The organism is Brakhagea baltica, assembly GCF_052161605.1.
Classification (GTDB): domain Bacteria; phylum Planctomycetota; class Planctomycetia; order Pirellulales; family Pirellulaceae; genus JBKCUI01.
This window is the reverse complement of sequence record NZ_CP197409.1, coordinates 4,963,560-4,988,316: the sequence shown is the minus strand read 5'-3', so window position 1 is coordinate 4,988,316 and position 24,757 is coordinate 4,963,560. Positions and strand designations below refer to the sequence as shown.

Annotated in this window: 19 protein-coding genes; 11 read left to right on the top strand and 8 right to left on the bottom strand. The window is 50.5% G+C overall.

The features are described 5' to 3' along the window. Positions 1-87: 87 nt before the first annotated feature. The 7 genes from SH449x_RS19185 (at position 88) to SH449x_RS19155 (ending at position 6,978) form a co-directional block, all read left to right on the top strand. Positions 88-2,016 carry a hypothetical protein gene (locus tag SH449x_RS19185; RefSeq protein ID WP_482377689.1) on the top strand — a complete coding sequence of 643 codons (1,929 nt, stop codon included), beginning with the start codon at positions 88-90 and terminating at the stop codon, positions 2,014-2,016. Positions 2,017-2,339: 323 nt separating this feature from the next. Then, on the top strand, positions 2,340-3,113 hold the full coding sequence (locus SH449x_RS19180) for an NRDE family protein (protein ID WP_482377688.1): 774 nt from the start codon (positions 2,340-2,342) through the stop codon (positions 3,111-3,113). A 103-nt stretch (positions 3,114-3,216) separates the two neighbouring features. Next, positions 3,217-3,996: a PIG-L deacetylase family protein gene (locus tag SH449x_RS19175; RefSeq protein ID WP_482377687.1), complete on the top strand. Its 780-nt coding sequence runs from the start codon at positions 3,217-3,219 to the stop codon at positions 3,994-3,996. Positions 3,997-4,047: 51 nt separating this feature from the next. Continuing rightward, complete coding sequence (locus SH449x_RS19170) at positions 4,048-4,863, top strand: sensor histidine kinase (RefSeq protein ID WP_482377686.1); 816 nt, start codon at positions 4,048-4,050, stop codon at positions 4,861-4,863. A gap of 11 nt (positions 4,864-4,874) precedes the next feature. Beyond that, on the top strand, positions 4,875-5,636 hold the full coding sequence (locus SH449x_RS19165; protein ID WP_482377685.1) for a rhomboid family intramembrane serine protease: 762 nt from the start codon (positions 4,875-4,877) through the stop codon (positions 5,634-5,636). Between the two features lie 53 nt (positions 5,637-5,689). Continuing rightward, positions 5,690-6,133 (top strand): RbsD/FucU family protein, encoded by a 444-nt coding sequence (locus SH449x_RS19160; RefSeq protein WP_482377684.1) that lies wholly within the window; start codon positions 5,690-5,692, stop codon positions 6,131-6,133. Then, positions 6,133-6,978: an amidohydrolase family protein gene (locus SH449x_RS19155; RefSeq protein WP_482377683.1), complete on the top strand. Its 846-nt coding sequence runs from the start codon at positions 6,133-6,135 to the stop codon at positions 6,976-6,978. Before SH449x_RS19160 ends, SH449x_RS19155 begins: the two co-directional genes overlap by 1 nt. 43 nt (positions 6,979-7,021) lie before the next feature. Here SH449x_RS19155 and SH449x_RS19150 read toward each other — a convergent pair whose 3' ends face one another. Continuing rightward, positions 7,022-7,384, bottom strand: a complete 363-nt coding sequence (locus tag SH449x_RS19150) for a DUF2200 domain-containing protein (RefSeq protein WP_482377682.1) — start codon at positions 7,382-7,384, stop codon at positions 7,022-7,024. 473 nt (positions 7,385-7,857) lie between these two features. Further along, a complete protein-coding gene (locus SH449x_RS19145) occupies positions 7,858-9,372 on the bottom strand; it encodes an outer membrane protein assembly factor BamB family protein (protein WP_482377681.1) in 1,515 nt (504 codons plus the stop codon). Positions 9,373-9,581: 209 nt separating this feature from the next. Here SH449x_RS19145 and SH449x_RS19140 point away from each other — a divergent pair, with 209 nt between their 5' ends. From SH449x_RS19140 to mgtE, 4 genes are all read left to right on the top strand, one after another. Beyond that, complete coding sequence (locus SH449x_RS19140; protein WP_482377680.1) at positions 9,582-10,730, top strand: transposase; 1,149 nt, start codon at positions 9,582-9,584, stop codon at positions 10,728-10,730. 431 nt (positions 10,731-11,161) lie between these two features. Beyond that, positions 11,162-12,406: a M16 family metallopeptidase gene (locus SH449x_RS19135; RefSeq protein WP_482377679.1), complete on the top strand. Its 1,245-nt coding sequence runs from the start codon at positions 11,162-11,164 to the stop codon at positions 12,404-12,406. Beyond that, entirely contained in the window at positions 12,393-13,610 is a 1,218-nt protein-coding gene (locus tag SH449x_RS19130; protein ID WP_482377678.1) for a M16 family metallopeptidase, read from the top strand. The genes SH449x_RS19135 and SH449x_RS19130 overlap by 14 nt, the downstream gene beginning before the upstream one ends. Positions 13,611-13,731: 121 nt before the next feature. Continuing rightward, positions 13,732-15,081: a magnesium transporter gene (mgtE, locus tag SH449x_RS19125; protein WP_482377677.1), complete on the top strand. Its 1,350-nt coding sequence runs from the start codon at positions 13,732-13,734 to the stop codon at positions 15,079-15,081. 61 nt (positions 15,082-15,142) lie between these two features. On the opposite strand, the gene SH449x_RS19120 is transcribed toward mgtE, so the two are convergent. From SH449x_RS19120 to SH449x_RS19095, 6 genes are all read right to left on the bottom strand, one after another. Next, positions 15,143-15,910, bottom strand: a complete 768-nt coding sequence (locus SH449x_RS19120; RefSeq protein ID WP_482377676.1) for a small multi-drug export protein — start codon at positions 15,908-15,910, stop codon at positions 15,143-15,145. Between the two features lie 389 nt (positions 15,911-16,299). Then, positions 16,300-16,755, bottom strand: coding sequence for a hypothetical protein (locus SH449x_RS19115; RefSeq protein WP_482377675.1), 456 nt, complete (start codon positions 16,753-16,755; stop codon positions 16,300-16,302). Positions 16,756-16,870: 115 nt separating this feature from the next. Further along, the gene (locus tag SH449x_RS19110; RefSeq protein ID WP_482377674.1) at positions 16,871-19,021 is read right to left on the bottom strand and encodes an efflux RND transporter periplasmic adaptor subunit; all 2,151 of its coding nucleotides are present in this window, start codon (positions 19,019-19,021) and stop codon (positions 16,871-16,873) included. A gap of 22 nt (positions 19,022-19,043) precedes the next feature. Then, on the bottom strand, positions 19,044-20,726 hold the full coding sequence (locus SH449x_RS19105) for an efflux RND transporter periplasmic adaptor subunit (RefSeq protein ID WP_482377673.1): 1,683 nt from the start codon (positions 20,724-20,726) through the stop codon (positions 19,044-19,046). Between the two features lie 105 nt (positions 20,727-20,831). Further along, positions 20,832-21,656, bottom strand: a complete 825-nt coding sequence (locus SH449x_RS19100) for an efflux RND transporter periplasmic adaptor subunit (protein ID WP_482377672.1) — start codon at positions 21,654-21,656, stop codon at positions 20,832-20,834. Positions 21,657-21,826: 170 nt separating this feature from the next. Beyond that, positions 21,827-24,739, bottom strand: a complete 2,913-nt coding sequence (locus tag SH449x_RS19095; protein WP_482377671.1) for a VWA domain-containing protein — start codon at positions 24,737-24,739, stop codon at positions 21,827-21,829. Positions 24,740-24,757 lie beyond the last annotated feature (18 nt).

Genomic DNA, 24,757 nt, shown 5'->3' with positions numbered 1-24,757 from the left:
CCGATACGATACAACGAGTAATACGGACTGACTATTCGCTTTTCCACATATTTTGTTTACAGGAGGTTATCGGTGAGGAACTCAAGAATGCGAGTTTACCGATCTCGTTATCACGCTGTTCGTCGTCTCGCAGTTGCAGTTGCTCTCGGACTCACATCCTCGATGGTCTACGCTGGAGATTCCAACGAAATGGTTTCCGTTCCAGCCCACAAGATGTTTCCTGCAACCACGCAAGCGTTGCTTCGTCTACCAGACACGACTCGATTCGTGGATGCGTGGGCCAAGACGCAATTTGGAAAACTGGCAACCGACTCAAAGCTTCAGAACTTCTGGAACTCGCAACGGGATGACATCCGCTCTCGCTTGAGCGATGCAGGTTGGCAACTCAGTGTCGACGTCGAAGATATCGATGCAATATCCGATGGACAAACGGCGATCGGATGGATTGCTCGTGAGGGGGACAAACCTTACTCCGTTGCAGCCGTTATCGACATTGGGAGCAGGCAGTTTCAGGCAGAGGAGTTCTTGAAGCGAGTCGCTAAAGAACTCAAAAGCAGAGAAGCATCCGAGAGCACGGTAAAGATTCTTGATACTGATGTTACACGCTACCAGTGGGCGTCTCCGCTAAACCCAAAGGTTTTGTTGCAGTCGTACTACGCAATAAGTAAGGGCCAACTGATCGCATCGGATGATGAGCGAACCATGAAGGAGTTGCTCGAAGCACAGTCTGGCGACAAAAAAGATAGTTTGGTGGATTCCAAGACTTTTCAGGATGCCATTTTCAAGCTTCCCGAGATGGAGGATGCCGATGTCGAGTACTTCGTCAACCCACTAGGCATGGTAAAGCTTCTTCGGGAGGTTGGTGGACGCCCAAGAAAGAGCCAACCTGACGTCTTAAAGTTACTGACGGATCAAGGCTTTGGGGCCATCCGATGCGTCGTTGGGAAAGTCGACTTTTCCTCCAGCCAATACGACATGATCCATAATGGGTTTATCAAGCTGGAGCAGCCTGTCGAAGAACCTGTGAAAATATTAACTTTTCCCAATGTAGAGGCGTTTGACGTGCCGTCTTGGCTAAGCCACGACAGCGCTGCAGTGACGGCATTTTCGTGGGACTTGAAAGAGGCCTTCCCACGATTCAAGTTTCTCGTGGATGGCTATGCGAACCAAGAGGGAACCTTCGAGTCGGTCATCGAAGGCATTCGAACCGACATCCAAGGTCCTCGGATCGACATTGTCAAAGAAGTTCTACCGCTGTTAACCAGCCAATATTTTATCGTCACCGAGATCGCAGAGCCCATAACCCCAGACAGCAAACGATCTCTGGTCGCAGTGAAACTAAACGATCCCGATGAGAAGTTCGCAGAGATCATCGAGCGGTACGGCAGTAACGAACCGAACGGTCAACCACTCGATGTGCCAGATACCAAATATCGAATTTGGTCGTTCATCAACGATGAAGACGAGGTGGAGATCGAACTAGACTTTGCATCTGGTACGAAAAAGGCCGCGAACAACAATACGGTGACTGATGACGATGACGCCGACGACCCCTTGCTCGACCAATGGGCCATCAGTGTTGTCGATGGCTACTTCCTATTTGCATCAGATGCGGAACTACTAGTCGAGACCATCAATCGGGTAAAAGAAAACGAGCAATCTCTGTTTGAAGAACCAGACGTCGCACGAGCCGCAAAAGAAATGCGAACTCTGCTTGGTGACTCTTCGCACAGCTTGATGCAAATCGATCGCACCGACAAGTCGTTCGAGATGCAGTATGAGCTATTCCGCAGCGGAGAGTTAACCTCCTCTCGCAGCGTCGCCGCCGCGATTCTTGACCGAATTCTAGATCCAAAGAAACAGAACAAAGACAAGCAGCAAAAAATCGATGGGAAAGCACTCCCTCCCTTCTCCCAGATACGCTCCTATTTTATGCCTGCCGGGACTGTCTCTACGTCAAGTGAAGAGGGATGGCTGATTCAGAGCTTCGTGTTGGCACCCGAGGAAACGAAGTAAGCGTTTCGGTTGCGTGGCGAGCAGGAAACTGCGAGAGTGCTGTCTTTCAGGGTGGCGATTCGATCTTTTGCGGTCGAATCGCGGCCCAAAACCATTTAGCCTATCCTTCCTGAACTACTCATCCCCCACAGGCCAACGAGAAAACAACAAGTATTCCACAATTTATGCTAGCACACCCCCAAAAGAGGGGGTGACTACAGGTCCCGGTCAGCTTAGATTAATGACGGTCGCGAATCACGTAATTGAGCCCTGTATGCGCAATTAAATGCCATTAGCCGTGATTCGATTCTCTAGCTCCAACCCTAGAAAGTGCGACATTTGCGATGTGCTTACTGGCCATTCAATATTGCGTAGTTTCTGAGAGTCCCATTCTTGTAGCATCTAATAGAGAGGAGTTTTACGATCGACGAAGTTCAGGGCCCAGCATTCAAGCTGGCAAGCCCCGAATTCTTTGCCCCACCGACCAACGCAGCGGTGGAACCTGGCTTGGAGTCAATCAACACGGCGTCTTAGTTGGTCTCTGCAACCGACGGGTTCTTGAGCCTTTGGGTAGCAACCGCTCTCGCGGGTTACTATGCAAGGAATCACTCAAGGGGCTGACAGCGCGTGAGTGTCTCGATAAAGCCTTGGAGGAGTTGAGCAAGCATCAATTCGAAGCTTGCAACATGGTGATCGCTGATCGCGATTATGGTTTTGTGATTCATCACGAAACCGAAAACGAAGTCGTCAATATGCGTCCGGGACTCAATATCATCGGAGGGCGCAATCTTAACGACCCTCGTGATGAAAGGGTTCAGTTAGCTAGCCGACTATTGACCTTGCAAACATTGGATTCGCCGGTCAAGTTCTTGGCCGTTGCAAGTCGAGTGTTTGCTCGTGCTCCCAATCCCGCCAATCGTGCCAACATGGTATTAAGAGGTGCGGACTATGGAACTGTCTCCAGTACGTTGATCTCGCTAGGGGGGAAACCTCGAGACGCGATCTATCAGTATTCGGACGGACCATCGGACGAATCCCGCTACGAGGATTACTCTCCTCTATTGCGTGATGTTTTGAGTCGCGGAGCAAGAGACGCGAGGTCGAAGGTTGTTGCCTAGTTCGCTTGACTAAAGTCGTCGGACAAGAACATATTTTTGGTATCTTTCATGAGCGAGTTCTGCGAGTAGCAGTCACTCGCTCTTTTCATTTGCCAATGAAACTATGAATCGAACAGTACTTGCGATTTTTGCACACCCGGACGATATAGAATTTGTATCTGCAGGCACATTGCTACGGTTAAAGGCACTAGGCTGGTCAGTACATTACATCAATGTCGCAAACGGTTGCTGTGGATCGACCCTATGGGGCCCAGAGGAGACTGCCGCGATTAGGCTCGAAGAATCTCGCCAATCAGCCAAACTCCTTGACGCAACGTTCCATCCACCAATTTGCAACGATCTCGAGGTTTTCTACAACCTGGAGAATTTGAAGAGAATCGCTTCTGTTGTACGAGTCGCAAACCCCAGCGTAATCCTGACTCATGCACGATTCGACTACATGGAAGACCACATGGAAACATGCAGGCTGGCGGTGACGGCTGCCTTTTCCCGCTCCGTTCCCAATTTTAAAACCCTACCTGCATCACCCGTTGTCCAGCAAGATGTTGCGATCTACCACGCACAGCCGCACGGCAACAGAACTCCCGATGGAAAGATCCACCAGCCTGAGTTCTGCGTGGACATTGACAACGTAATCCCGCAAAAACTAGCCATGCTGGAATGTCACAAGTCGCAGCAGGAATGGCTCCAAAGTTCCCAGAAGATGAACTCATACCTGCAAACCATGCTGGACCTGGCAGCAGAAGTTGCCACGCTGAACACGCTTCCGTGTAAGTACGCCGAGGGCTGGACCAAACATCACCATTTGGGATTCGGGCCAGAAGGGTTCGATCCTCTTCAGCAAGCACTCCGCGAGTTTACTCCTGCGGCGAATTCGGGATGAGACCTCGTTTGCTGTGTTTATAAGCATTTCGCGTAGAGCGCCGGAACCAAAATGATTCCTGCCGTTCGCGAGAAAGATCGCTACAATCATCTGTCAAAACCATCGGGACAGCTAAGCAACCCACGTATGTACGACGATCCAACCAAATCAAAAGAATCGCAGGCCTTAGAAGACCTAAGGACCCAATACAACGAACTCGCCGAGCTAGCGGGGTCGCTCGCGCATGAGATAAAGAACCCTCTGTCGGTTATTCATATGAACGCCGATTTGCTTTGCGAGGAACTAGAGGAGTCGCCATTCCCTGGCCAGAGGCGGGCCATCACCAAGGTGGATATGATTCGGCAGCAATGCAATCGACTCGAAGGCCTGCTGCGAGACTTTCTGCGGTTCGCCCGGATGCGAGACTTGGAAATGACGGTTGGTTCTCTGAACGAGCAAATCGAGCGAGTTATCAATCTGTTTCGGGCTCAGGCTGACAAGTCCGAAATCCATCTCCAAATCTACTTGGATCCCAATCTACCGAACATCAAGCTCCATAGTGACTCGCTGCAAGCCGCTTTGGTCAATCTGGTCAAGAATGCGATCGAAGCGATGCCTGACGGTGGTGAGTTACTAGTACGAACCTTTTCCATACCTGGAGGGGTTGCTCTCGAGATGATCGACTCCGGATGCGGTATGGATGAAGTGACTGCGATGCGTATGTTCGAACCGTTTTACTCAACCAAACATGGCGGGTCTGGCCTCGGGTTACCAACAGCTAGAAAGATTGTAGAGGCTCACGGTGGTCGAATCGGAGTCCAAAGTGAAGTCGGTCGCGGAACGCAATTTGTGCTCGAATTCCCAACTCCTATCCGCTTAGCAAGCTAGGAGTTGCGACGATGTTCTTTCCGATTAGCGATGACGACCGCGACGTAACGATCGTCTCTTACGTAACACATACCCTGCTAGCCATAAACATTGTCGTCTTCTGCCTGCAGTGGCTCTATCCCCAAATTACATATGGCTGGAGCGTAGTTCCACGTGAATTAATCACCGGTATCGATCTGGTTGAGCCTGTAACAATTGCCATAGAAGGCAACTATGTCACCATCCCACAAGCTCCCGGGCCATCGTTCATTTGGTTTACACTCTTATCCTCCATGTTCATGCATGGCGGTCTGGGGCACATTGTTGGCAACATGCTCTATCTATGGATCTTTGGTAACAATGTAGAGCAACGATTCGGGCACTTTCGCTTTCTGATTTTCTATTTGGTATCGGGCTTGGTGGGCAGTATCGCACAGATCGTTGTGTCTCCAGGCAGCGTCATTCCTATGCTCGGTGCGTCAGGTGCTATCTCAGGCGTAATGGGGGCGTATCTAATGTTGTTCCCGCACAATCGAATCAATGTTATCTTTTTCTTTCAGATCATCACAGTCCCCGCGATCGTCGTCCTGGGAATGTGGGGCATCACGCAATTCCTCGGCGGTTGGGGCTCGCTCGGCTCCAAGGCGGGCGGGGTTGCGTATCTAGCCCACATCGGCGGATTTGTCGCGGGAGCAGTCGCCGGACTGATGGCCAGAGCCCAACTAAAACAAGAACCAGATTCCCTTTTATACCGCCAATACCAACGAGACCCAAAATCGCGACTCTGGTGGTGACGGAAAAGACCTTCTGCTAAAACCATGTCACTAATCAACGAACGAAACCAACCATGCTAAAATCCTCCCTTCTTCACCCAGAGATCCTCAGCGCGGCTGCTCGCGCAGGTCACCACGCCAAGATTTTGATCGCCGACGGAAATTATCCTGCCTCTTCCAAAAAGGGAAGAAATGCCAATGTCGTTTGCTTGCAGTTAACACCAGGCATTCCGACGGTTGCACAGGTTCTCAAACCACTGCTGGAAATCCTGCCGATTGATCACATTCACACGATGGGCATCGATCCATCGGACGAATACGCATTGAAAACGGATCCTCCGGTCTGGGCAGAGTACAGGCAAATCATGAAGCAAGCCTCCTTCAAGCGTGACCTAGAGCCGATTATGAAATGGGATTTTTATGATGCGGTCATGTCGGACGACCATGTCTTGACGATCCAAACGGCTGACCAAGCAATTTGGGCCAATTTGTTACTCAGCGTCGGGGTTAGGACGTAATGCGGATCGATTCGCACCAACACTTTTGGAACTACATCAGCCTGGATTATCCATGGATTCCGGTCGGTTCTGCGATCCATCGCGATTTCGGCCCCGAGGATTTACGCATTGTCCTCGAACCGCACGGAATCGATGGTTCGATCGCAGTCCAAGCTCGCCAAAGGTTGAACGAAAACTTGTTCCTGTCGCGATTGGCAGAAGAGCACGACATTATCAAAGGCATCGTTGGCTGGATCGATCTACGGCATCCTGGGGTCGAAGCCCAAACGAGAAGTTTTGCTAGACTCCCCAAAGCGGTGGGCGTAAGACACGTCGTGCAGGACGAAACCGATCCCAACTTTATGGCTGGCCTCGAGTTTCGCCGAGGAATTTCGACTCTTCATCAGCATGGATTGGTATACGATCTACTGATCTACGCACATCAGTTGCCTGATGCGATTCGACTCGTAGAGGCTTTTCCTGAACAACCGTTTGTTCTAGATCATATTGCTAAACCAGCGATTCGCGATGGCGAAATTGATTCTTGGCAACGAGGCATAACGGAATTGGCAAAACAACCAAACGTTTGCGTAAAGCTCTCGGGGATGGTTACCGAAGCAGAGCACACGAACTGGAACATCGATCAACTAAAACCCTATTGGGAGTTTGTTTGCGAGCAGTTTACCCCCGACCGAATTCTGTACGGATCTGATTGGCCGGTGATTCAGCTCGCGGCTCAGTATAGCGATTGGGTTGGTATCGTATCCGACTGGCTTTCGCCCATGCCGGAATCAGATCGGAATCTAGTCTGGGGCGGCAATGCGTCTCGAATTTATTTACAACGACTTGCGTCGCTCGAAACCTAATGGGAATCGAGCGCATACCAAAGAGTGCTAGAACTAGAAAAGATTAACTCCGAAGAATTTTATCCATCTTTCTGCCTTTAGCCAACTCATCTACCAGCTTATCAAGATATCGAACCTTCTGCGTCAACGGATTTTCGATCACTTCCACTCGGTACCCGCAAATGGTACCGGTGATCAAGTTCGCATTAGGATTTAATCTGGCCCTCGAGAAAAATTCCTCAAATGTAGATTGCTGATCGATTTCTGATTGGAGTTCCTCTTCATTAAAGCCCGTTAGCCAAGCTACCACTTGTTGAAGCTCGCCTTCCGTTCTACCTTTCCTTTCCACTTTGTTTACGTAGTGAGGGTAGACCGAGGAAAATGTCATACTAGCAATTCTTTCATCGTGGTTCAACTTGCTATTCATCAAACTGACTCTCTCATTTCAGATATCCCGTTTCCGCCCCTGCCACATTATCGGCTCGGTAACCTTAGCGTCAACCAATCCTGCTATACTCAAGTCATTCAGTCTCTCAATTCGCTTTGGGACTGATTCCTCCTTCGATACGCTCAGCCCCTCCCCTCTGTTGAACCCTACCCGTGAACCTAGAGCCATTGATGGAACCAGAAAAGCTACCGCTAGCTTTGCGAGCCGCCTATTTTGCTCTCCATCGAGAAACCGACAACTGCTTGTCGAACTATGATTTGACGGCAGATCAATTCTTGTTTGGAAGGCCAGCGACCCGGTCCGGCAAGCCATATCGTCTTGCCTCAATGAAAGCGAGATGAGGACATTAGGGAGTCTTTTATCCAGAATTGCAGCCAGACCAAACAAGCAACTAGCGATGCACAATCGCTAAGCTGCTCAATCAGAAGCGAAACCGTGGCCGACGCAACAACCTATTGCTTTCCAAAGGCATACAGGAACGAATCAGTGAGAACATAGATAACACCATCCGTCACGTTGATTCCTTTCTTGACAGCTGAGCCCATGTAAAGATCCTCTGGTTCGGAGGCTTCACGACCGTGATCAAAGACCAAGAGATCTCCATCTTCGGTCCCAACGAACACTTTGCCTGCCACAACGTATGGGGTGGCCCATGTGCTCGTCAGCATATCATGGATCCAAAGAGGTTCGCCGGTTTCTGCGTCCAAGCAATGAAAGTAACCTTCCTGTTCTGCGACGTATGCCAACCCATCGGCGACCGTAATATTGCTAAGCACTCGACCGACCTTGTATTCTCGTTGCCCCTTCTTTGGGAGCTTCCCACCATAATGCCAGACGAGCGCAGAGTCCTTATTCTCTGGGGCTGCGGGATCAAAATTATCGTTGACAGGCGACACATCTCCTTGTTTTGTGACATCGATGCACCATACATGCCCAACGCCCGATCCGTCCTCTGGATTGGTTCCAACCCCGATGAAAACTTTGTTATCGTGAACTACGGGAGAAGCGATAAAATAACATCGGTCGGATTTGCGTTTGTTGTAATGGTCGTAAACAGAACTTTGCGGATTGCAGAAAAACTTCCAGACAGGTTTATCTGGACTGATCGCGTCGAACGCATATAGCCAGCCATCACCTCCCGGGAAAATAACCAATGGCTTACCATTGTTATCGGCGTAGACGGGGCTGGTCCATTGTCCCTCCATAACCTCTTTGCCCGGCGAGTTATCTTGCCAAACCAATTTGCCAGTCTTCTTGTTCAAGGCGACAAAGCTAGCTGCTTCAGGAGCGGGAAATGTCCACGGATTGGTAGCGATATTCCAACCATTGCCTGTAACTGCAAACACCAGATCGCCTACGATCAAGGGGGAGCTCACGGCGAGTTGGCATGGGAACACGTTTAGTTCCTTCATCATATCAAAGGACCAAACCAGCTTACCTTGGCCTGGATTCTCTGAGTCCCCCCGAACATCGAGGCAAACGAGTTCGCACCGATTGCTAACATACCAAGCATAATCACCCTCGACAGCCAAATTGGATACAACACCTTGCTCAGGGTAATCCATCTCAGCACCAGGCAGCTTGTCGTGAGTGTATTGCCACAGGAACTCGCCAGATTTTTGGTCAAAGCACATGACCACGCCTCGATCCCCTTCGATTGCGGGATCTCGGGGAGAAGCGTTATTGGTGCCTACGAAAATACGGCCTCCGGCGATTACTGGGCCTCCGTAGGACGTTCGCCCCAATTTGGCTTTCCAGAGCAAGTTCTTTTCGCTTCCTTCTTCAGCGCTGAAGTCCGACAGCACCTCCGTTTCTAAGGTGTTTACGAAATTGTTCGACGCGTTAACGCCTGCGTTGTTCGGGGAAGCATCATTCCCGACGCAAAGAGAGGAGGCCCAAGGGTTCAATCCCCCCAAGACTGCGGAAACGAGAGCAAATCGGAACCAGGCAATATGCGAGCAAAGCATAGGATTTCACTTTAAGCGGCAGGATCTTCACTGCAGTATCAATCCTGCGAAAACAAAACGAAGACACACAATCGTTATAGTTCTCCCGCGTTGCCAGGTCAACCAATCCGAACCTTTTCTATAATATGGTGCCATCCATCTTTTACTTGACTGTTTTTTACCCCCCGGTATCATTTGGAAAATGTCCCACTAACTAGAGGAGTCCATTCATGGGTAGACCACTACGCACAGAACAGTTCAGGCATGACGAGATCGCGGTAGTGCATTGTGTGCAGCGGTGCGTACGCCGTGCCTTTCTGGCCGGTTTCGATGCCGATTCGGGGGTCGATTACTCCTACCGCAGGGAATGGATTCGTCGCAGATTCGAAGCACTCGCCTCGGTCTTCGCTATCGATATCCTCTCCTATGCGATTCTCTCTAACCACCTACATGTCATCTTACGCAATCGACCGGATGTGCTAGCCAACCTATCCGACGAAGAAGTCGCCATCCGCTGGCTTCGCGTTTTCCCAGGACGCAGACTCGAAGAACACTTGGCCGAACCATCGCAATCCGATGTCCAACGGGTTCTTGCCGATCCGGAACTCTTGGCCAAGATTCGGACGAGGTTGACGGATATTTCTTGGTTCATGCGTGCTCTAGCCGAGCCGATTGCTCGTTTTGCGAACCGACAGGATAACTGCACCGGCCGGTTCTGGGAAGGACGCTTCAAAGCGCAACGTATCGTCGATGATGCGGGTTTGTTGGCTTGCGCCATGTATGTGGACTTGAATCCGATTCGAGCTGCCTTGGCCGAGAGTCTCGAGAAATCGGTGCATACGTCGGTTTACGATCGCATCGAAGCGGAGAAGGGAAAGCAGATTCCTTCGGCGGCATTCGATTTAATACCGATCACGCACGAAGAGTCGGTGGCTCAGCGTGGCAAGTCACTGGCCGAGCAACGCCAGGATCACAAGGCCAAGAAGAAGGGGACCACCAAACAGGTGCCTCGAGACAGTTGGCTTGCTCCGCTATGTTTAGGGTCGGGAGTGTTGTCAAGCGACCCGCAAGTGCATCGTGACGGCCTGCGAGCAAGTGATAGGGGGTTTCTTCGAATCGACTGGAGCAGCTACAAGAAACTGCTTGGCTGGGTAGCCGAGAACAAGCCGAGTGCGGGTACGGTTGCGTTGCCGAAGCCGCTGAGCGACGCGTTGATTGCATGTGGCGTGGTGCCGGAGATGCTTTCGGACTTGGTGTGGAACTTCAAGAAGTACTTTAGCCGCTGCGTCGGAGGTACGGAGTCCATGTCGGGTGATGCGGAGCGGATAGGCAAGCGTTGGCACAGGGGCCAGCGGCGAGCCGCAGCTTGTTTCAGCTAGGTAAATTCCAGCCTCTCTTCAACACACGAAAAAGACTCCCCGGAAACCAACCGTCTGGATTCTCACGCGTTTCCGGTGACTTCTCGGAGGCCTAAGCCTAGGTTTCCCTCGCCATTTCTCTATTATTCCGGGTTTCCCTTTGCACACTGCGCTCATAATCCGCGGTTGAAAGCGGTTTGATGGGGAATGGTCAAAGATCAAATACTAAAATGCACGACTTGCCCAAGGCAAAGACAATGCACCGAAAATTGGGTGGCACCAATTATTGGGTATTTCGGCTTTCGTTTTCGGACTAGGCATCACATACTTTTCGATTAAGGGGGCGATCCGCTGGCCACAGAAGGGCGAAGAAACCTATCTTTTGCCACGACTCGCTAAGACGTGGTCTCGAATCCCTTGCAATTCCGCTAGTTTTACAGGATTTATCGCGTATGGAGCAATCCATTTTCCAACATGAGTTTCCCAACGGCTTAGTTCTACTCGGGGAACCTATGCCTTGGTTGGAATCGGTTGCCTTTACCTTGCTTATTCCGGTGGGAACGGCAGATGAGCCCACCGATCGCAAGGGGCTTGCAGGATTAGCTTTTGAAATGATGCAACGAGGTGCTGGAAACCTAGACAGCCACGCTATCGTTGAGGAACTGGATTTCCTAGGAGTTGATCGCTCGAGCAGTGTGAGCACGTTTCATTCTTCTACTAGCATGGCTTGCATGGCAGGTGTCCTGGAGCCAACCTTGCGAATTGCATTTTCGATTCTGAGGGAACCGCATTTTCCTGATTCGGAAATGGAGGAGGCGCGGCAGTCGAGTTTGCTCGAGCTGGCTTCGCTAGAGGACGATCCCTCGCAAAAATGCTTCACGGAGCTTAAGAAGGCCCGATTCGGCGAGGTCTATGGAAGAATCTCGCTCGGTACAGAAGAGGGGTTGGTCTCCATCAGTCTTGAAGATTGCCGGGAGCATTGGAACCAGCACTTTTCCCCCAAAGGAGCGGTGCTCAGCGTAGCTGGCAATTTTAAGTGGGATGAGCTTAAGGCACTGGTCGAGAGCATGGCAGGTGACTGGACAGGGGATCCTGCCATTCATCAACCACGGGTGAAAGCCACGCCAAATGTTGTCCATGTCGAGCACGACAGTCAGCAAACTCACATCGCCCTAGCTTACGATGCTGTCTCTTATCAACACCCAGAGTACTATCAGAGCCGCGGCTTGGTTGGAATTTTGAGCGATGGGATGAGTTCGCGTTTGTTTTCAGAGGTTCGTGAGAAACGAGGCTTAGTCTATTCCGTTTCGGCATCCTCCCATTCGTTACATGACTGCGGTAGCGTCATGTGCTATGCAGGGACGACTGCGGCAAGAGCGCAGGAAACTCTCGATGTCACTATCTCGACGATCAATTTGCTTCGCCAAGGTATCGACCCGCTCGAACTGTCTCGACTTAAGTCCCGCGTTCGTACCTCCTTGGTTATGGACCAGGAGAGCAGTTCCGCCAGAAGCTCTCAGATCGCTTACGACTGGGTCTACTTGAAACGACTACCTACGCGATCAGAGGTGCTTCGAGAAGTTGAAAAGCTGACCTGTGAGAGCTTGCTCGATCACTTTGATCGCTATCCCCCTACAAACTGGTCGATGGTCACAATTGGTCCCGAACCCTTGGAGCTGCCAAATGGAATTTCGTAGCGTTCAGTTAGACAATGGCTTGGAGATTATTGCGGAGATCAACGCCGCTGCCTTTAGTGAATCGATAGGCTATTTTGTAAAGACTGGCTCGCGGGACGAGACTCCGGCAATGGCAGGAGTCAGCCATTTCTTGGAGCATATGGTGTTCAAGGGGACAGCTAAGCGGACAGCCGAAGATGTCAATCAAGAACTCGATGATCTCGGCTCACAGTCAAACGCTTACACCAGCGAAGAGCAGACCGTTTACTACATGAGCGTATTGCCCGAGAATCAGGAGCATGCGCTCGAACTTTTAAGCGACATCATGCGTCCCGCCATCAGAGACGACGACTTTGAAACCGAGAAACAAGTCATCATCGAAGAGATCGCCATGTACGATGACCAGCCCCCCTATGGTGCAGTCGAGCGTGCCATGGAAGCTTTCTTTGGGGAACATCCGTTATCGCGGCGAGTGCTAGGTACGCGGGAGACCGTTTTGGCTCTCGATCCTGTTTCGATGCGAGCCTATCACGAGGCTCGCTATGCCCCAAACAATCTAACACTTGTAGCAACGGGTGCCGTGCAGTTCGATAAGCTAGTCGAATCAGCAAAACGACTGACGGCAGATTGGCATTCGATGGATACATCCCGCTCCCTGCAACGTCCAAAGGCATCGCAGTCCGAGATCGAGTTAATACACCCACCTGCAACGCAACAATACACATTGCAACACGCGCCCGGCGTCTCGAGCAGCGATTCGTCGCGACATGTCTTGAGAGTGTTAGCCTCGATATTGGGAGACGACTCAGGTAGCCGACTTTTTTGGGAGCTCGTCGATAATGGACTCGCTGAATCGGCAGTTGTCTTCACTCAGGAGTTTGACGATTGCGGATTGTTTTCCATCTTCACAACCTGCGCTCCAGAGCAGCACGAGAGTAACTGGGAAACGATTCAGTCCATCCTCGCAAGCGGCGTAAAACAACCGATCACGGATCGCGAAATCGAACTTGCCAAGAACAAAATTTGCTCAGGCCTGATCTTGAGTTCCGAACGACCGAGCAACCGATTGTTTTCGGTAGGTGGCGCTTGGCTCAAACGAGAGCAATACGAAACGGTCGCAGAAGTGGCGGCCCACTACAAGCGGGTGACGAAAACGCAACTTCAAGAAGCGTTTGAACAATTAGCAGACCGGACCACAGTCACGGTAACGGTTCACCCCGAGTAACTCAGTCCCAATTGTTACAGATTCAGGTTTGGCGCAATGGCCATTTCCCCTAGAATTTTGTGATTGAACAATTTGAATTTTGTGCAACTTAGATCCCCCTTCGAGAAATTGAGCAAGTACCGTGGTCAATACTTTGTTTTTGCCAGAACTTCGGGAAATGCTCGCTGAAAAAGACCATGAGCAACTAGAGCAATTCGGGACAGCGCTGAACCCGGCAAGAACAGCAGAATTCATGGAGGGCCTTACCTCCGATGAAGCATGGGGAGTCCTGAGTCACGTTGATCCCAGCCGGGCGGCCGAGATATTTCTTTACTTCGAGCACGATCGTCAGATGGAAATCCTGAGTGAGCAAAACGCTCAGGAAATCGCGGGACTTATCGCTGAGTTTCCGGCAGACGATCGAGTCGATATGCTCCAAGAGCTTGAAAGTGACCGAGCTGCTGAGTTGCTTGCGCTTTTGCCAACCAATGAACGTCGAGAGGTCCAGCGGCTCAATTCCTACGCCGAGGGGACAGCAGGCTCGATCATGACCACCGAGGTGGCTTGTCTGCGACAACACCTTTCGGTCCGAGAAGCGGTTGAAGAACTTAGCCGACAAGCCGAACACTTAGAAACAATTTACTACTTGTATGTAGTGGATGTCGATGATCGATTACTGGGAGTGGTTTCCGGACGCCAATTGATATCGGCGCTCGGGAAGTCCAATCTGCGACTTTCTGAGCTCATGGCGACCGACATCTTGAGCGCAACGGTGGACGAGGACCGAGAATCGGTTGCACAAAAAGTCGAACGCTTCGACTTGCTCGCCATTCCGGTCGTGGATTCCAATCGTAAGCTGGTGGGGATTATCACACACGACGACGTTATCGATGTCGTCCGCGAAGAGCTCCAGGAAGATGCTCAGATGCTCGCCGGTGTCTCCCCGTTGCGCGAAGATTACTTGCGAATTGGTTTGGTATCGCTTAGTTGGAAGCGGGGCATGTGGCTTACGATCCTGTTCGTGACGGCGATGTTTACCGCGTTCGCGTTGAAAAATTACGAAGATAGCTTGGAAAAGTATCAGTGGATCGTGTTGCTGATTCCATTAATCGTTAGCACGGGAGGAAACTCCGGTAACCAAGCGGCCACCTTGGTGATCACTGCATTAGCCAGCGGCGAACTAACGCACCGCGACTGGGCCAAAGTTCTATTGCGAGAAGGGGCGATGGGGCTGACCCTCGGTGGGTTTCTATCGATTATCGGTGCCATCATTGGATTCTTTTTTGCGCCGACGTGGACCGCGATCTTGGTGATACCACTCACAATTGTGTTGGTGGTACTGCTAGGCTGTCTGGCCGGCTCAATGCTCCCCCTCATGTTCAGCCGACTTGGGCTGGATCCTGCCTTGATGGCCAATCCATTCATTGCTGGCATCATGGATATTATGGGGATTGTCATCTACATGAACGTGGCTGTCTTCATCCTACGTTGACCATTCGCAACACACCCGGAAATAGACTAAAAACCGCATCTTGCCGCAAGGTGGGAGAGACCTACTGTGTTTCTGCCGGTTTCGACCGCTTAACGATTGCCTGATACCGACGATTTAGATAATAAAGGGCTGCTATCAGGATGCCGACTCCGATAATTGCCACAATCGGATTGTCTTTACCGACTAACTTCATGAACAGTTCGCCACCAAAATACATGGCGAGTATTCCCAAAATGTTACCTAGAACGACTCCGATGAACGTACCAAGTCGACTCATCCCTAGTAAACGCCCGAGAATCGAGCCACCAACACTGCCGGTCGATGCCAATGGGGTCATGACAAAGAGTATTAAACCTAGAAATGTGGCGCGTTTCATCCAGGGAGTCGCTTCCAACAAAGCATGACCATTAGCTACCAGGACTTCTAGTTTCTTCCCCAGCATGGGCAGTTTGAATAAGAAACCGAGATGGAAAACGAGTACGCAAACCGTCATGATATCTAGATACAGAACCATCCCGGCGAGTTGCTCCGGGGAGTAAAATTTGGCCCACTCACTGCCAGTCTCGATTCGCCCACCTAGTATGACAAATTTGCCCAGCAAAAAGAATGTTAAGACTGCGGTTATGGCTAGATTCGCTGCACTGGACCAGCCGTAGATGATCGCAACGAGCAACAAGATCGCGAAACTGGAAAGCAATGGACCGACCAGTGTCCCCCACCAAACGAGAGGATACTTAAGTTTGAAATCCTCTTCGCTCGTCCATTGCCCCTGGCTCTCGGGACTAGCCCCATGGTTATTGTAGACCGTCTCTTTCTGTGGTTCAGTCATGGAGTTGCTACCCACGCCAATTATGGCTTGGGGATTGAGTCCTTGGAAAGGTTTCCTGTTCACGTTTTCCAATCGCAACTCCTAACGTTAAGGGAAGCTTTTCGTGACTTCGCGTCTTACGTTACTGGCCTAGGATCCGTTCGAGATCTTAGCAAGGAATCCTCTACCATTCTGGATGCAAATGGCCACAAATAATCCTCGCAACCAACGCGATTTAGAGCAGGATTTCTTAATCTATCCTATTTATCGGAATTGTGAGATTCGCAGCAGCAAATTAGTTAGGAGTGTCCATAAAAAATGGGGCTCGAGTCACCAAATACGGTTCCTCGAGCCCCATGCGTTTTGTAGGACAACAATGCTTACTTGCTACGAAAATCGTACGCAGTGAACTAGTCCTTCTTTTCAACCTTCGTGTACTTTGCCTTTTCATAAGCCTTTTCGCCGAACAAGCCTTCGAGCTTTTCTTCATCGCTCATCTTTTCGGCCGCTGCAAGGCAATTGCCACAGCAGAACTTAACGGTAGCGCCCTTGAACTCAACCTTTTTGTCATCCTTGATGGCGCCGCCGGACATTGGGCAAGCGGTTTGCTCGACTTGTTTCGAAGCGATCAATTGGTGATTGGCCTTGGATGCCATAGCCTTTTTGTCACCCTCGAATTTGCCAAGGCAATTGGAGCAACAAAAGAATACTTTGCCATCTTTCCATTCACTGGACTTGTCAGCCTTAGCAGCAGCCTTTGGGTTTACCAAGCACTTGACGTCCTTGAGATCCACCACATCGGCGGCAAAAGTGATGCCAGCAAAAGCCAGCGCGAAAGAAGCAACACCTAGAAATAGTGTTCTCATACAATTCTCCTAAAAGGAAGGAAGTTAACGGAAGGTCACTTACTATATCAAGTCAGGTCAAGGACGGCAACAAAGCTCAACCCTCCCAATTCAGCAACGCCACAAATCTGAGATCTCAGACGGTCGCGTTTTCCTCCGTAAATCGTACGCGCAATGCGGCTTTAAACCAACGAATTGCTGTACCCCAAGCGGATTCGCTCTCGCTCACCAGCTTAACGGAGCACAAGATTCCAGGCGACGGTAGGTTGGGGCGGTGCTTTGAGCCCCATATAGAGCGTTCAAAGGAGTTGGGAGTTAAGGTGACTCTCATCTGGCAACGGGGCTCAAGCGTACGATGCTCTTCCGATCCGTTTTCTGACTTCTTTGTCTTTACCGTGAGAACGCCGCCATACAATCCCGCGAGCGCGGGAAATTCCAGGAAATCGGTCGTCCGCGGCAGGACTTGGATCAGCTCTCCTTTCCACACTTCACCATTGAATAGGTGGATCTTGGTTCTTCCTCCTGACGATTGCGAGAGAGTATCCCAACGATCCGCAGGTGCGCTGGCTCGAATCTCCAATCGAAATGGGTCAACAACCAGACCAAGAGCACTCCCCTCCTCGATAAACATGCCGGGCAGATTGGTAGAGCCTCTCAACATCAGCACCCCGTCCCGAGGGGCGCGGATGGATAGCTTGGAAATTTTGTCCTTGTAGCTTTGATAGCGGACATGGCTCGCTTCGAGATCCTCCTCAGCGAACTTCAGCTCCGTAGTGCGACGTTGTGCCCTGAGTAAATTGCATCTCTCCTGGGTGAGTTTCCAATCGAGCTCGATCTGTTGAAACTCGAACTCTAGTTCTGGGTTAGAAAGTCTCATCAACTCGTCCCCCTCCCTGACTCCCTGGCCATCATGATAGAAGACTCTTTCAACTCTCCCAGAAACGGCTGTTCGCAACTCGACAGGATCGACAAAGTCAACTGTTCCAGGCCAGTAGATCTGAAATGGCGACGGCAAGAACCCCAACGCAGCAACCGCTCCCGCAAAGGCCGAAAGTTTCAGCAGTTTGGGAAAAGAGACTTCCTGCCAGAAGGAAGGTTTTGTTTCCGTCCCCCCAGCAGGAGACTGCTTTGGTTTAGTAAACTTGGGAACAACGAACCAAAGCACAGCGAATGCGCTTGCAACAATTAGTCCGACTCCATCCCATGCCACCCACAGTCCCCATGCAATTGTCGTTAAGGTAAGAATTCGATAACCGAAACTCGTAATACCGTACCCCAACACCAGAGGAGTCCACTGGTTTATCGGCAATGATTTGGTAACAAGCCCTTTGAAGAATTGCTTCATCAGTCGATTAGCGTCCTGCCAAAGATTCGGACGCCCAATCAGATCGATCAGAATATAGTAACCATCAAACCGCAACAACGGATTTCCGTTAAACGCGAAAGTGGAGATGGTTCCGAGTGTCACGATAGAGATGCACAAATACTGCAACGTTGGTGAATTTGACCAGCAAGCTAGCAGCAAAGCAGCACATGCAAACGTCGCTTCGAATAGAATCCCAGCGGCGCTAATCAAGATTCGCGACCAACGATCCTCAAGATTCCATGAACTCGTAGCGTTCACGAACGGCGAGGGAGTAAAGAATATAAAACCAATGCCCGCAGATGATGGTCGTGTTCCGACTCGCAAACATGCTAAGGCATGTCCCGATTCATGAACGAATTTTAGAATCGTCCACGCAATAAGGAACCACCATTGGCTACCAGGCACAAAAAGGTTACCACTGAGTGCGGCCAGCTTTTCCCAGTTCTGATAGCCCGCCACCAATGCACATACCCACAGGGATACCGCTACGATCAGTATCGGATAAGACACCAGCCAAAGGAATGGCTTAGCGATTTTCTCTAGTGTTTCTCCGCTGAGTAAATGGATGCGAAAGAAACTAGGATCGAACATTTTAAACGGAGGTGCCCCCGACGGCATGTCGGCAGTCGTTTTACCGGGGGTGTTTTCGACGGACTCAATTATGCCAGACTGCATAAGCCAGACAATTGCCTTGGAAACGCGATCTGGATCTGCCTGGGAAAGCGTTAGGCTGGTTCTCGGAGCAAGTTTCTGCACATCTTCCATCAAAACGGGGGTTTCTAGGAGGGCGCAGACCTCGTATTCCAGCGATCCCAATCGCCAGAACTTTTGATTAGGCCGGTCTTCAGCGACGAAACGATTCCGTGTCGAAGATGCACGAAAGCGAATCTCAGGCTTTAAACGTAGTAGTTTATTCTCCATGCCAAAACTTCCTGCTTGTAGGCTACCAAATCCATTGGTTAGAAAGCCAACGATATGGTCTTGAGAATAGAAGCCAACCGATTCTTCGCCATCCGGCGTTGACTCTTGCAGCTGCTTTCATTCCAGGCCGCAGCAGTTGCTCTGGGTCATGAATAGAAGCATCCGCTACAAAAAAGACACCTTCGTCCGAAACTGAGGCACGAGGCTCTATGCGTCCAATGCTCCCATTAAATCGCTGCGTGCCGGCCGAGTCTGCCCGAATCGAAACCAAGTCACCCACCTGAATCTGCCCAAGGTCTTCTGCATGAAGATGAAGCTCTGCGACCATAGAGGTCAACTCAGCTATTTCAAAAAGATTCTGGCCCAAGCTGACAGGCATACCAATACTACTCTTCCAGTCTCCCTGGATGACCACGCCCGCCGAACTGGCGCGTACTTCCAAGTCTCTGAGCTGACTTCTCAGACTCATTAACCTAGATTCCGCCTTAAGAATCTCCATCTTGGCCAAGCTGGCTTCGCCTTGCTGTCGATTTGCCAACGCCGCCTCAAGTTTTTTTCGAGCCTGCTGATAGTCAGCTTCGGCGGTAGCGAGATCGTGTTGAACCTGCTCGTCATCCAGCTTTAGAAGCAACTGATCCTTGACGACAACGTCACCCGGACGAACGTCACAACTTGCAATTCGCCCAGCGACACGACAGACAACGTGCTGTCGTGATTCTGGCTCGATGACACAAGTCCTGGATGGAAAATAGGGGACTGGTATAAACAGCAAACCTAGTAGTAATGCGCAGATCCCAAGAATGGATTTTGGGTGAGCTAGAACCCAATCGATCGCACCACTTAGTCGAACGCTCCATTGAAACCGTTGAATTAAAAACCACGCATCGAGTTCATGGATGCGGTTCTTCCATTCCAAGGTCTGGATGGTCGTCTCAATGTGTTCTACTTCAAGCGTCGATGAATCAACAAAAACGACGACCCGTCCATTCGAGTTACTGAGTTTTTGTGAGAAGACAGCGAGTTCGTGACCAACATTCTTGCTGAGTCGATTCAGAAGAACGCAAACAGAATTTCGAGGGTCACGACCACCCGAGCTTCCCGGCGGGTTCGATTTTTTGGTCGGCTCTTTGGAAAACAGTCCTGTCGATTTGGAAATCGAACTGCGAACTGCGTTCACTCGAGCGGCATTGTTTAGTAGATCACTATGGATACGGAACGGTGCACTATCCCAGCCAGAGTACTGCACATGGCAAACCCTTCCTCGGCTATTAAGGATTGCAATAGTAACTCCGGCCTCGAAGAATTTCGACAGCTCGTTGGTCCAATGAGCCAGAAAGGAGGCAGAAAAAAAATTGACTAGTTCTCGCGACTCATCAACGTTAGCTGTGTTCTGTTTTGCTGGCCCTGAACTGTTTTCCTTAGCGCCTGACTGGGCCGCCAAGCTGGATATTTTTTGCTTATTAAGGTCTATACTGCGTTCCAACTCTTCAGAGTCACGAAGCAATGTCTCCAGACTCTCAACTATCCCGATATCGTTGACTAAGTAATCGTCGCGTCGAGATCGCTCAGGTCGACCATCTGCGGACGGTTTGGTTTTCGATTGATTTGGCGACGAGCTGGGCAGCGAGACTAATTCCAGCGCCTGATCTAAACTCCAACCGGAATTGATCAACTGCTGCAGAGAGTCAACAACAACAAACTCCACATTCGATGGTTCTTTCCCGTTGGATGCTTCAGAAGCACCCGGAACTTTCTGCTGCGACGTTGTCGGTCGGGGTTGGGAGTTAGCTTTCACTGTCTTTGCCACATCCTATGGGAGCACGAGGGAACACTTGGAATAGCGAACCAATCCAGCCGGGTTATCGACGAGAATCGTTATCTCAATCTCCCCCCCCTCCGGACTCTCAAATGGGGCAATAAACTCAATCTCCCCTTCAAGCACCGCGTTGCTGGGCAGCCGAATTTCCGCCGTTTCCTTGTTGCGGAATCGATCAGCTAACTCCTGGGGAACGGAGAATCTCGCACGAAGCTTTGTGATATCTACAATCTTAAACAGCACAGGATTGGTGCCTGCGATGTACTCTCCAACTTCTGTTACCTGCTCCACAACGATCCCCTCGTGGGGAGATTTGATTGTTCGTTCGTCGAATGCTATTCGAGCTTTGGATAGTCTGGCTTGAGTCTGAATTCTTGCCTCTAGTTGCGATTGAAGGCGAGCTTTCGCAATGCGGAGCTCCATTGCATATCGTTCTAGCTCTTGAGGACTTGCCATCTCCTTTTCGACTCTAGGCAGAAGCGAATCATGACGTTTTTGTTGAAAATCAACTTCGTGACGAGCGACTTCAATCGCGCCCATCGCCGATGCTTCCAACTCAACCTCTTGCAGAGACGCGAGTTGTAAATCCCAATCCAAGCGGCCTAGGGGAGTTCCCTGTTTCACGGAATCACCAGGTCTCACAAAGACTTCTCGCAAAACACCGATTTCCGCTGTAGCGACATCCGTGGCCAAATACGGGGATAAAACCCCTTGTGTATCAAAACTCATGCTCCGTTTAATACTCGACTGCGCAATAGCCAATGCGTTCGTCACAAGGACGAGCATCGTAACTGCGGTATAAGTAAGGGGAGATCTCATTTTTGTTTTGTCATACTTAAAAAAAACGAATTGCGGCAGTTAACTCGTTTTCGGGCTGACAATAATAGATTTAGCTTGTGAAGACGATAAATCTAAGTTGGTAGAATGGCAAAAAAGACTATAACGCCTAGTGCGACTGATACGATCTTAACGATTCTGCGGTCTATCAATTAATGCTGCTTTGACTTTTCGACGTTTGATTTCTTTGTCCGCAACAAACGTGCTGTATACGAAAGATCTTCATCAGTTGTTAAAACCAACGCATCGGCAGGTCGCTCAACGGAACCGCGAGTACCTTCATAACGCCGTTCTTTGTGGGGTTTGCCCATCGTACGTTCGGCTATTGATCTGGCTCGTCCAAAGTCCAACAGTCGATCCCACCCGAACTTTCTTACAACCAATTCCGCAAAGAAAACGCCAGCTGCCACCAAAAGCATTGTTGGCCATGTGGAGGAAGAATTGCGATCCGGCGTCGAGGTTGGTCGTGTGACTGCTGAAATAGGTGTGCCTTCCCAGGAAGTAGATGGGCCGGAAATCGAAACCCAGCGTCCAGCGTTCTTCAAATAATCCATTGCCTCAGATCTACTCATAGAATCGACAATAGAATCTTCCCCAAGCTTCGCTGCACTTAATAGAGACTGGTGTGCTTGCGGACTAATCTGAAACTCTCTCGAATCGGAAACGGTAAATCCCTGCCGGAACACTCCGGTGGAATCCTTGAGTTCGATTGCGATAACGTAGTTACCGTCGGGAAGACCATCTTGGGTGGCTTCGAACGTTCGTGGACCGGTTCTTTGCAGCGTGATTCGATAGGATTCCGCCGTTCCCGCTCCGACAATTATGGCAGGGAGTGTCGACGGAACGTCGACTAGATCCGGGTCCCACTGAAATCTGAGCTTCGCGATACTCGATGCTGTATTCACCTGTAGAAAGTGGTTATTGGTCGAACTCGCTCGGCCGATCCAACGCACCGTTTGCAGTAACAATCGATCCATCTCCCCCGATTCTGCCCACGCAGAAGCCCAGCGTTCTCCTAAATCTGTCGTCCATGCAGCCGTTCTACCCGAACCGTATTGCCAAACCGCGAGCACGCTATCGTTAGGTTTCTCTGGTTGATTAGAACGAACCAACTGTTCCGCCAACACGCTGTCCCGAAGTGTCGTTAAAACAAGCCCCGTTATCGAGTCTGTCCTCTGTCCGAGACCTTGCACAATCTCGTGCGACTTGTTGCGAAACGTTGCGACTCCGCCATCAAACTCCTGGATGAGAGGTTTCGAAACCAACCTCGCTTCCTTGATAAATATCTTGGGGATCATGTTGCTGCGGTCGACTTGGTAAAACCGACCGCCACCGCGCTGAGCGATGGACATGAGCAATTGACGATCCGCATCCGCCCCTACGGAAACAGCAGTTGTGGTAATCCCCTTGGCTTTCATGCCAGCCGCTTGCTTGGCAAAATCCTTACCGTAAGTTTGACCATCGGTTAGCAATATCACATGCTTAACGGAAGCATTGTTGCGAGACAACTCCCGGTAAGCCAAATCCAAAGCTTCAGACATGTCGGTTCCGCCGCTAGCCTCGATCCGCTTAATCTTGCGATTCAGGGAAGAGCGATCACTTCCCACCTTCCGCAGCGATATCGGATAGCTAAGTCCAGAATCAAACGGGTAAATGCCGATGTAATCACTGTCGTTAAGCATCGATACCGCCGAGATCGCCGCCGACTGACACATGAGGATTTTGTCGCCAGCCATCGAACCCGACTTGTCGATGACCAAGGCCAGTGCGCTGCTAGCTACGACGCGATCATCATCTACCTTGAACTTGACCGGCATCGCTTCCTCAATGGGGGAATTCATCCAGCCACCGGCTCCGAAGGCATTTGGACCACCTGTCATGAATAGCCCACCTCCGAATGCGTTGACGTACTGGTTTAATTGGGTCAATTGCTCATCGCTAAATCTTACGATAGGCAAATCCTCTTGAGATTGCTGAATACGAGGTGTGTTGGCTATCCAAACGGCGTCGAATTGAATTAAATCAGCGATCGATTGAAAGGTCTCTGTTTCCGTTCGCAGCTCAAAACTTAAGCCCATATCGGTAAGCGGGCTTAGACGCTTTTTCAGCCTCTCCAGTTCCGCTTGCATCGTGATGATTAAGACCTTGTTCTTGTCTACAACCTCGCACATCGTGGAAGCTTTGTTATTTTGCGAAAACAGATCGCTCGCCGGATCATCAGGAGTAAACAGGGCCTCATAAACATGCATACCCGCCGGTGCCGAGGTGTCTTGCAACGTCAACACTTCGCTCTCAGAAAAATCGGGCAAAGCAATCTCAGCAATCTGCGTGATTTGAGTCCCACTGATACGACGAATCTGCAATCGGCCCGAGTTCGAAAGCTTGGGATTGGCTCGCAACGTTTGTAACTTTACCGTCAAGGGTATCGGTGACTTAGGTGCTGAGCGATTGGGAGCTTCGATACGCTCGACGACGAGGTCCTGAGATTCGCTGGGCGCCACCTCTACCACATCGATCTCGATACCGCGCTGATAGAGACTATTTACCACATCTAGCCAACCATCGTCCGTCGAAGCTCCATCGCTTATCAAGATAATCCTTCTATGCGCGGGGCGATCGAAAAGAGCACTCGCAAACTTTAATGCGTCACCAATCTGCGACCGCGCGCCATCGATCTTCATCTCTGGCTGTGAACTGAGTTCCGAATTCTCCGTGAGAGGTTGCTCGACCCCTGCCTCTTTGCCAAACAGTACTGCGCCCAAGCGATGATTGCCACTCTTTAAAGCAGGCTGCTTGCTGACGACCCGAGCGAATTCCCACGCTTGCTGTTTTGGTAGCGTGCCTAAACTATCCGACTGATCAACCAGCAATATGACGTCGGTATCCTTGACCGTCTGGACCCAAAGCAAATCCACTAAAGCCAGAACAATCAACGAACAAACCAGCATCCTTAACCAAACAGAAATCCACAGCCTCTTGCGAAAAACGACGAAGGTAATAATGGGAATGGTCAATACAAAACCCAATAGCCACAGAAATCGAAAATGGGATGAGGCTTCTAGCATAGTTCGTTCACCTTGACC

Coding starts and splice junctions, on each gene's coding strand:
- SH449x_RS19185 (WP_482377689.1), top strand. CDS start 88: ATGCGAGTTTACCGATCTCGTTATCACGCTGTTCGTCGTCTCGCAGTT.
- SH449x_RS19180 (WP_482377688.1), top strand. CDS start 2,340: ATGTGCTTACTGGCCATTCAATATTGCGTAGTTTCTGAGAGTCCCATT.
- SH449x_RS19175 (WP_482377687.1), top strand. CDS start 3,217: ATGAATCGAACAGTACTTGCGATTTTTGCACACCCGGACGATATAGAA.
- SH449x_RS19170 (WP_482377686.1), top strand. CDS start 4,048: ATGATTCCTGCCGTTCGCGAGAAAGATCGCTACAATCATCTGTCAAAA.
- SH449x_RS19165 (WP_482377685.1), top strand. CDS start 4,875: ATGTTCTTTCCGATTAGCGATGACGACCGCGACGTAACGATCGTCTCT.
- SH449x_RS19160 (WP_482377684.1), top strand. CDS start 5,690: ATGCTAAAATCCTCCCTTCTTCACCCAGAGATCCTCAGCGCGGCTGCT.
- SH449x_RS19155 (WP_482377683.1), top strand. CDS start 6,133: ATGCGGATCGATTCGCACCAACACTTTTGGAACTACATCAGCCTGGAT.
- SH449x_RS19150 (WP_482377682.1), bottom strand. CDS start 7,384: ATGAATAGCAAGTTGAACCACGATGAAAGAATTGCTAGTATGACATTT.
- SH449x_RS19145 (WP_482377681.1), bottom strand. CDS start 9,372: ATGCTTTGCTCGCATATTGCCTGGTTCCGATTTGCTCTCGTTTCCGCA.
- SH449x_RS19140 (WP_482377680.1), top strand. CDS start 9,582: ATGGGTAGACCACTACGCACAGAACAGTTCAGGCATGACGAGATCGCG.
- SH449x_RS19135 (WP_482377679.1), top strand. CDS start 11,162: ATGGAGCAATCCATTTTCCAACATGAGTTTCCCAACGGCTTAGTTCTA.
- SH449x_RS19130 (WP_482377678.1), top strand. CDS start 12,393: ATGGAATTTCGTAGCGTTCAGTTAGACAATGGCTTGGAGATTATTGCG.
- SH449x_RS19120 (WP_482377676.1), bottom strand. CDS start 15,910: ATGACTGAACCACAGAAAGAGACGGTCTACAATAACCATGGGGCTAGT.
- SH449x_RS19115 (WP_482377675.1), bottom strand. CDS start 16,755: ATGAGAACACTATTTCTAGGTGTTGCTTCTTTCGCGCTGGCTTTTGCT.
- SH449x_RS19110 (WP_482377674.1), bottom strand. CDS start 19,021: ATGGAGAATAAACTACTACGTTTAAAGCCTGAGATTCGCTTTCGTGCA.
- SH449x_RS19100 (WP_482377672.1), bottom strand. CDS start 21,656: ATGAGATCTCCCCTTACTTATACCGCAGTTACGATGCTCGTCCTTGTG.
- SH449x_RS19095 (WP_482377671.1), bottom strand. CDS start 24,739: ATGCTAGAAGCCTCATCCCATTTTCGATTTCTGTGGCTATTGGGTTTT.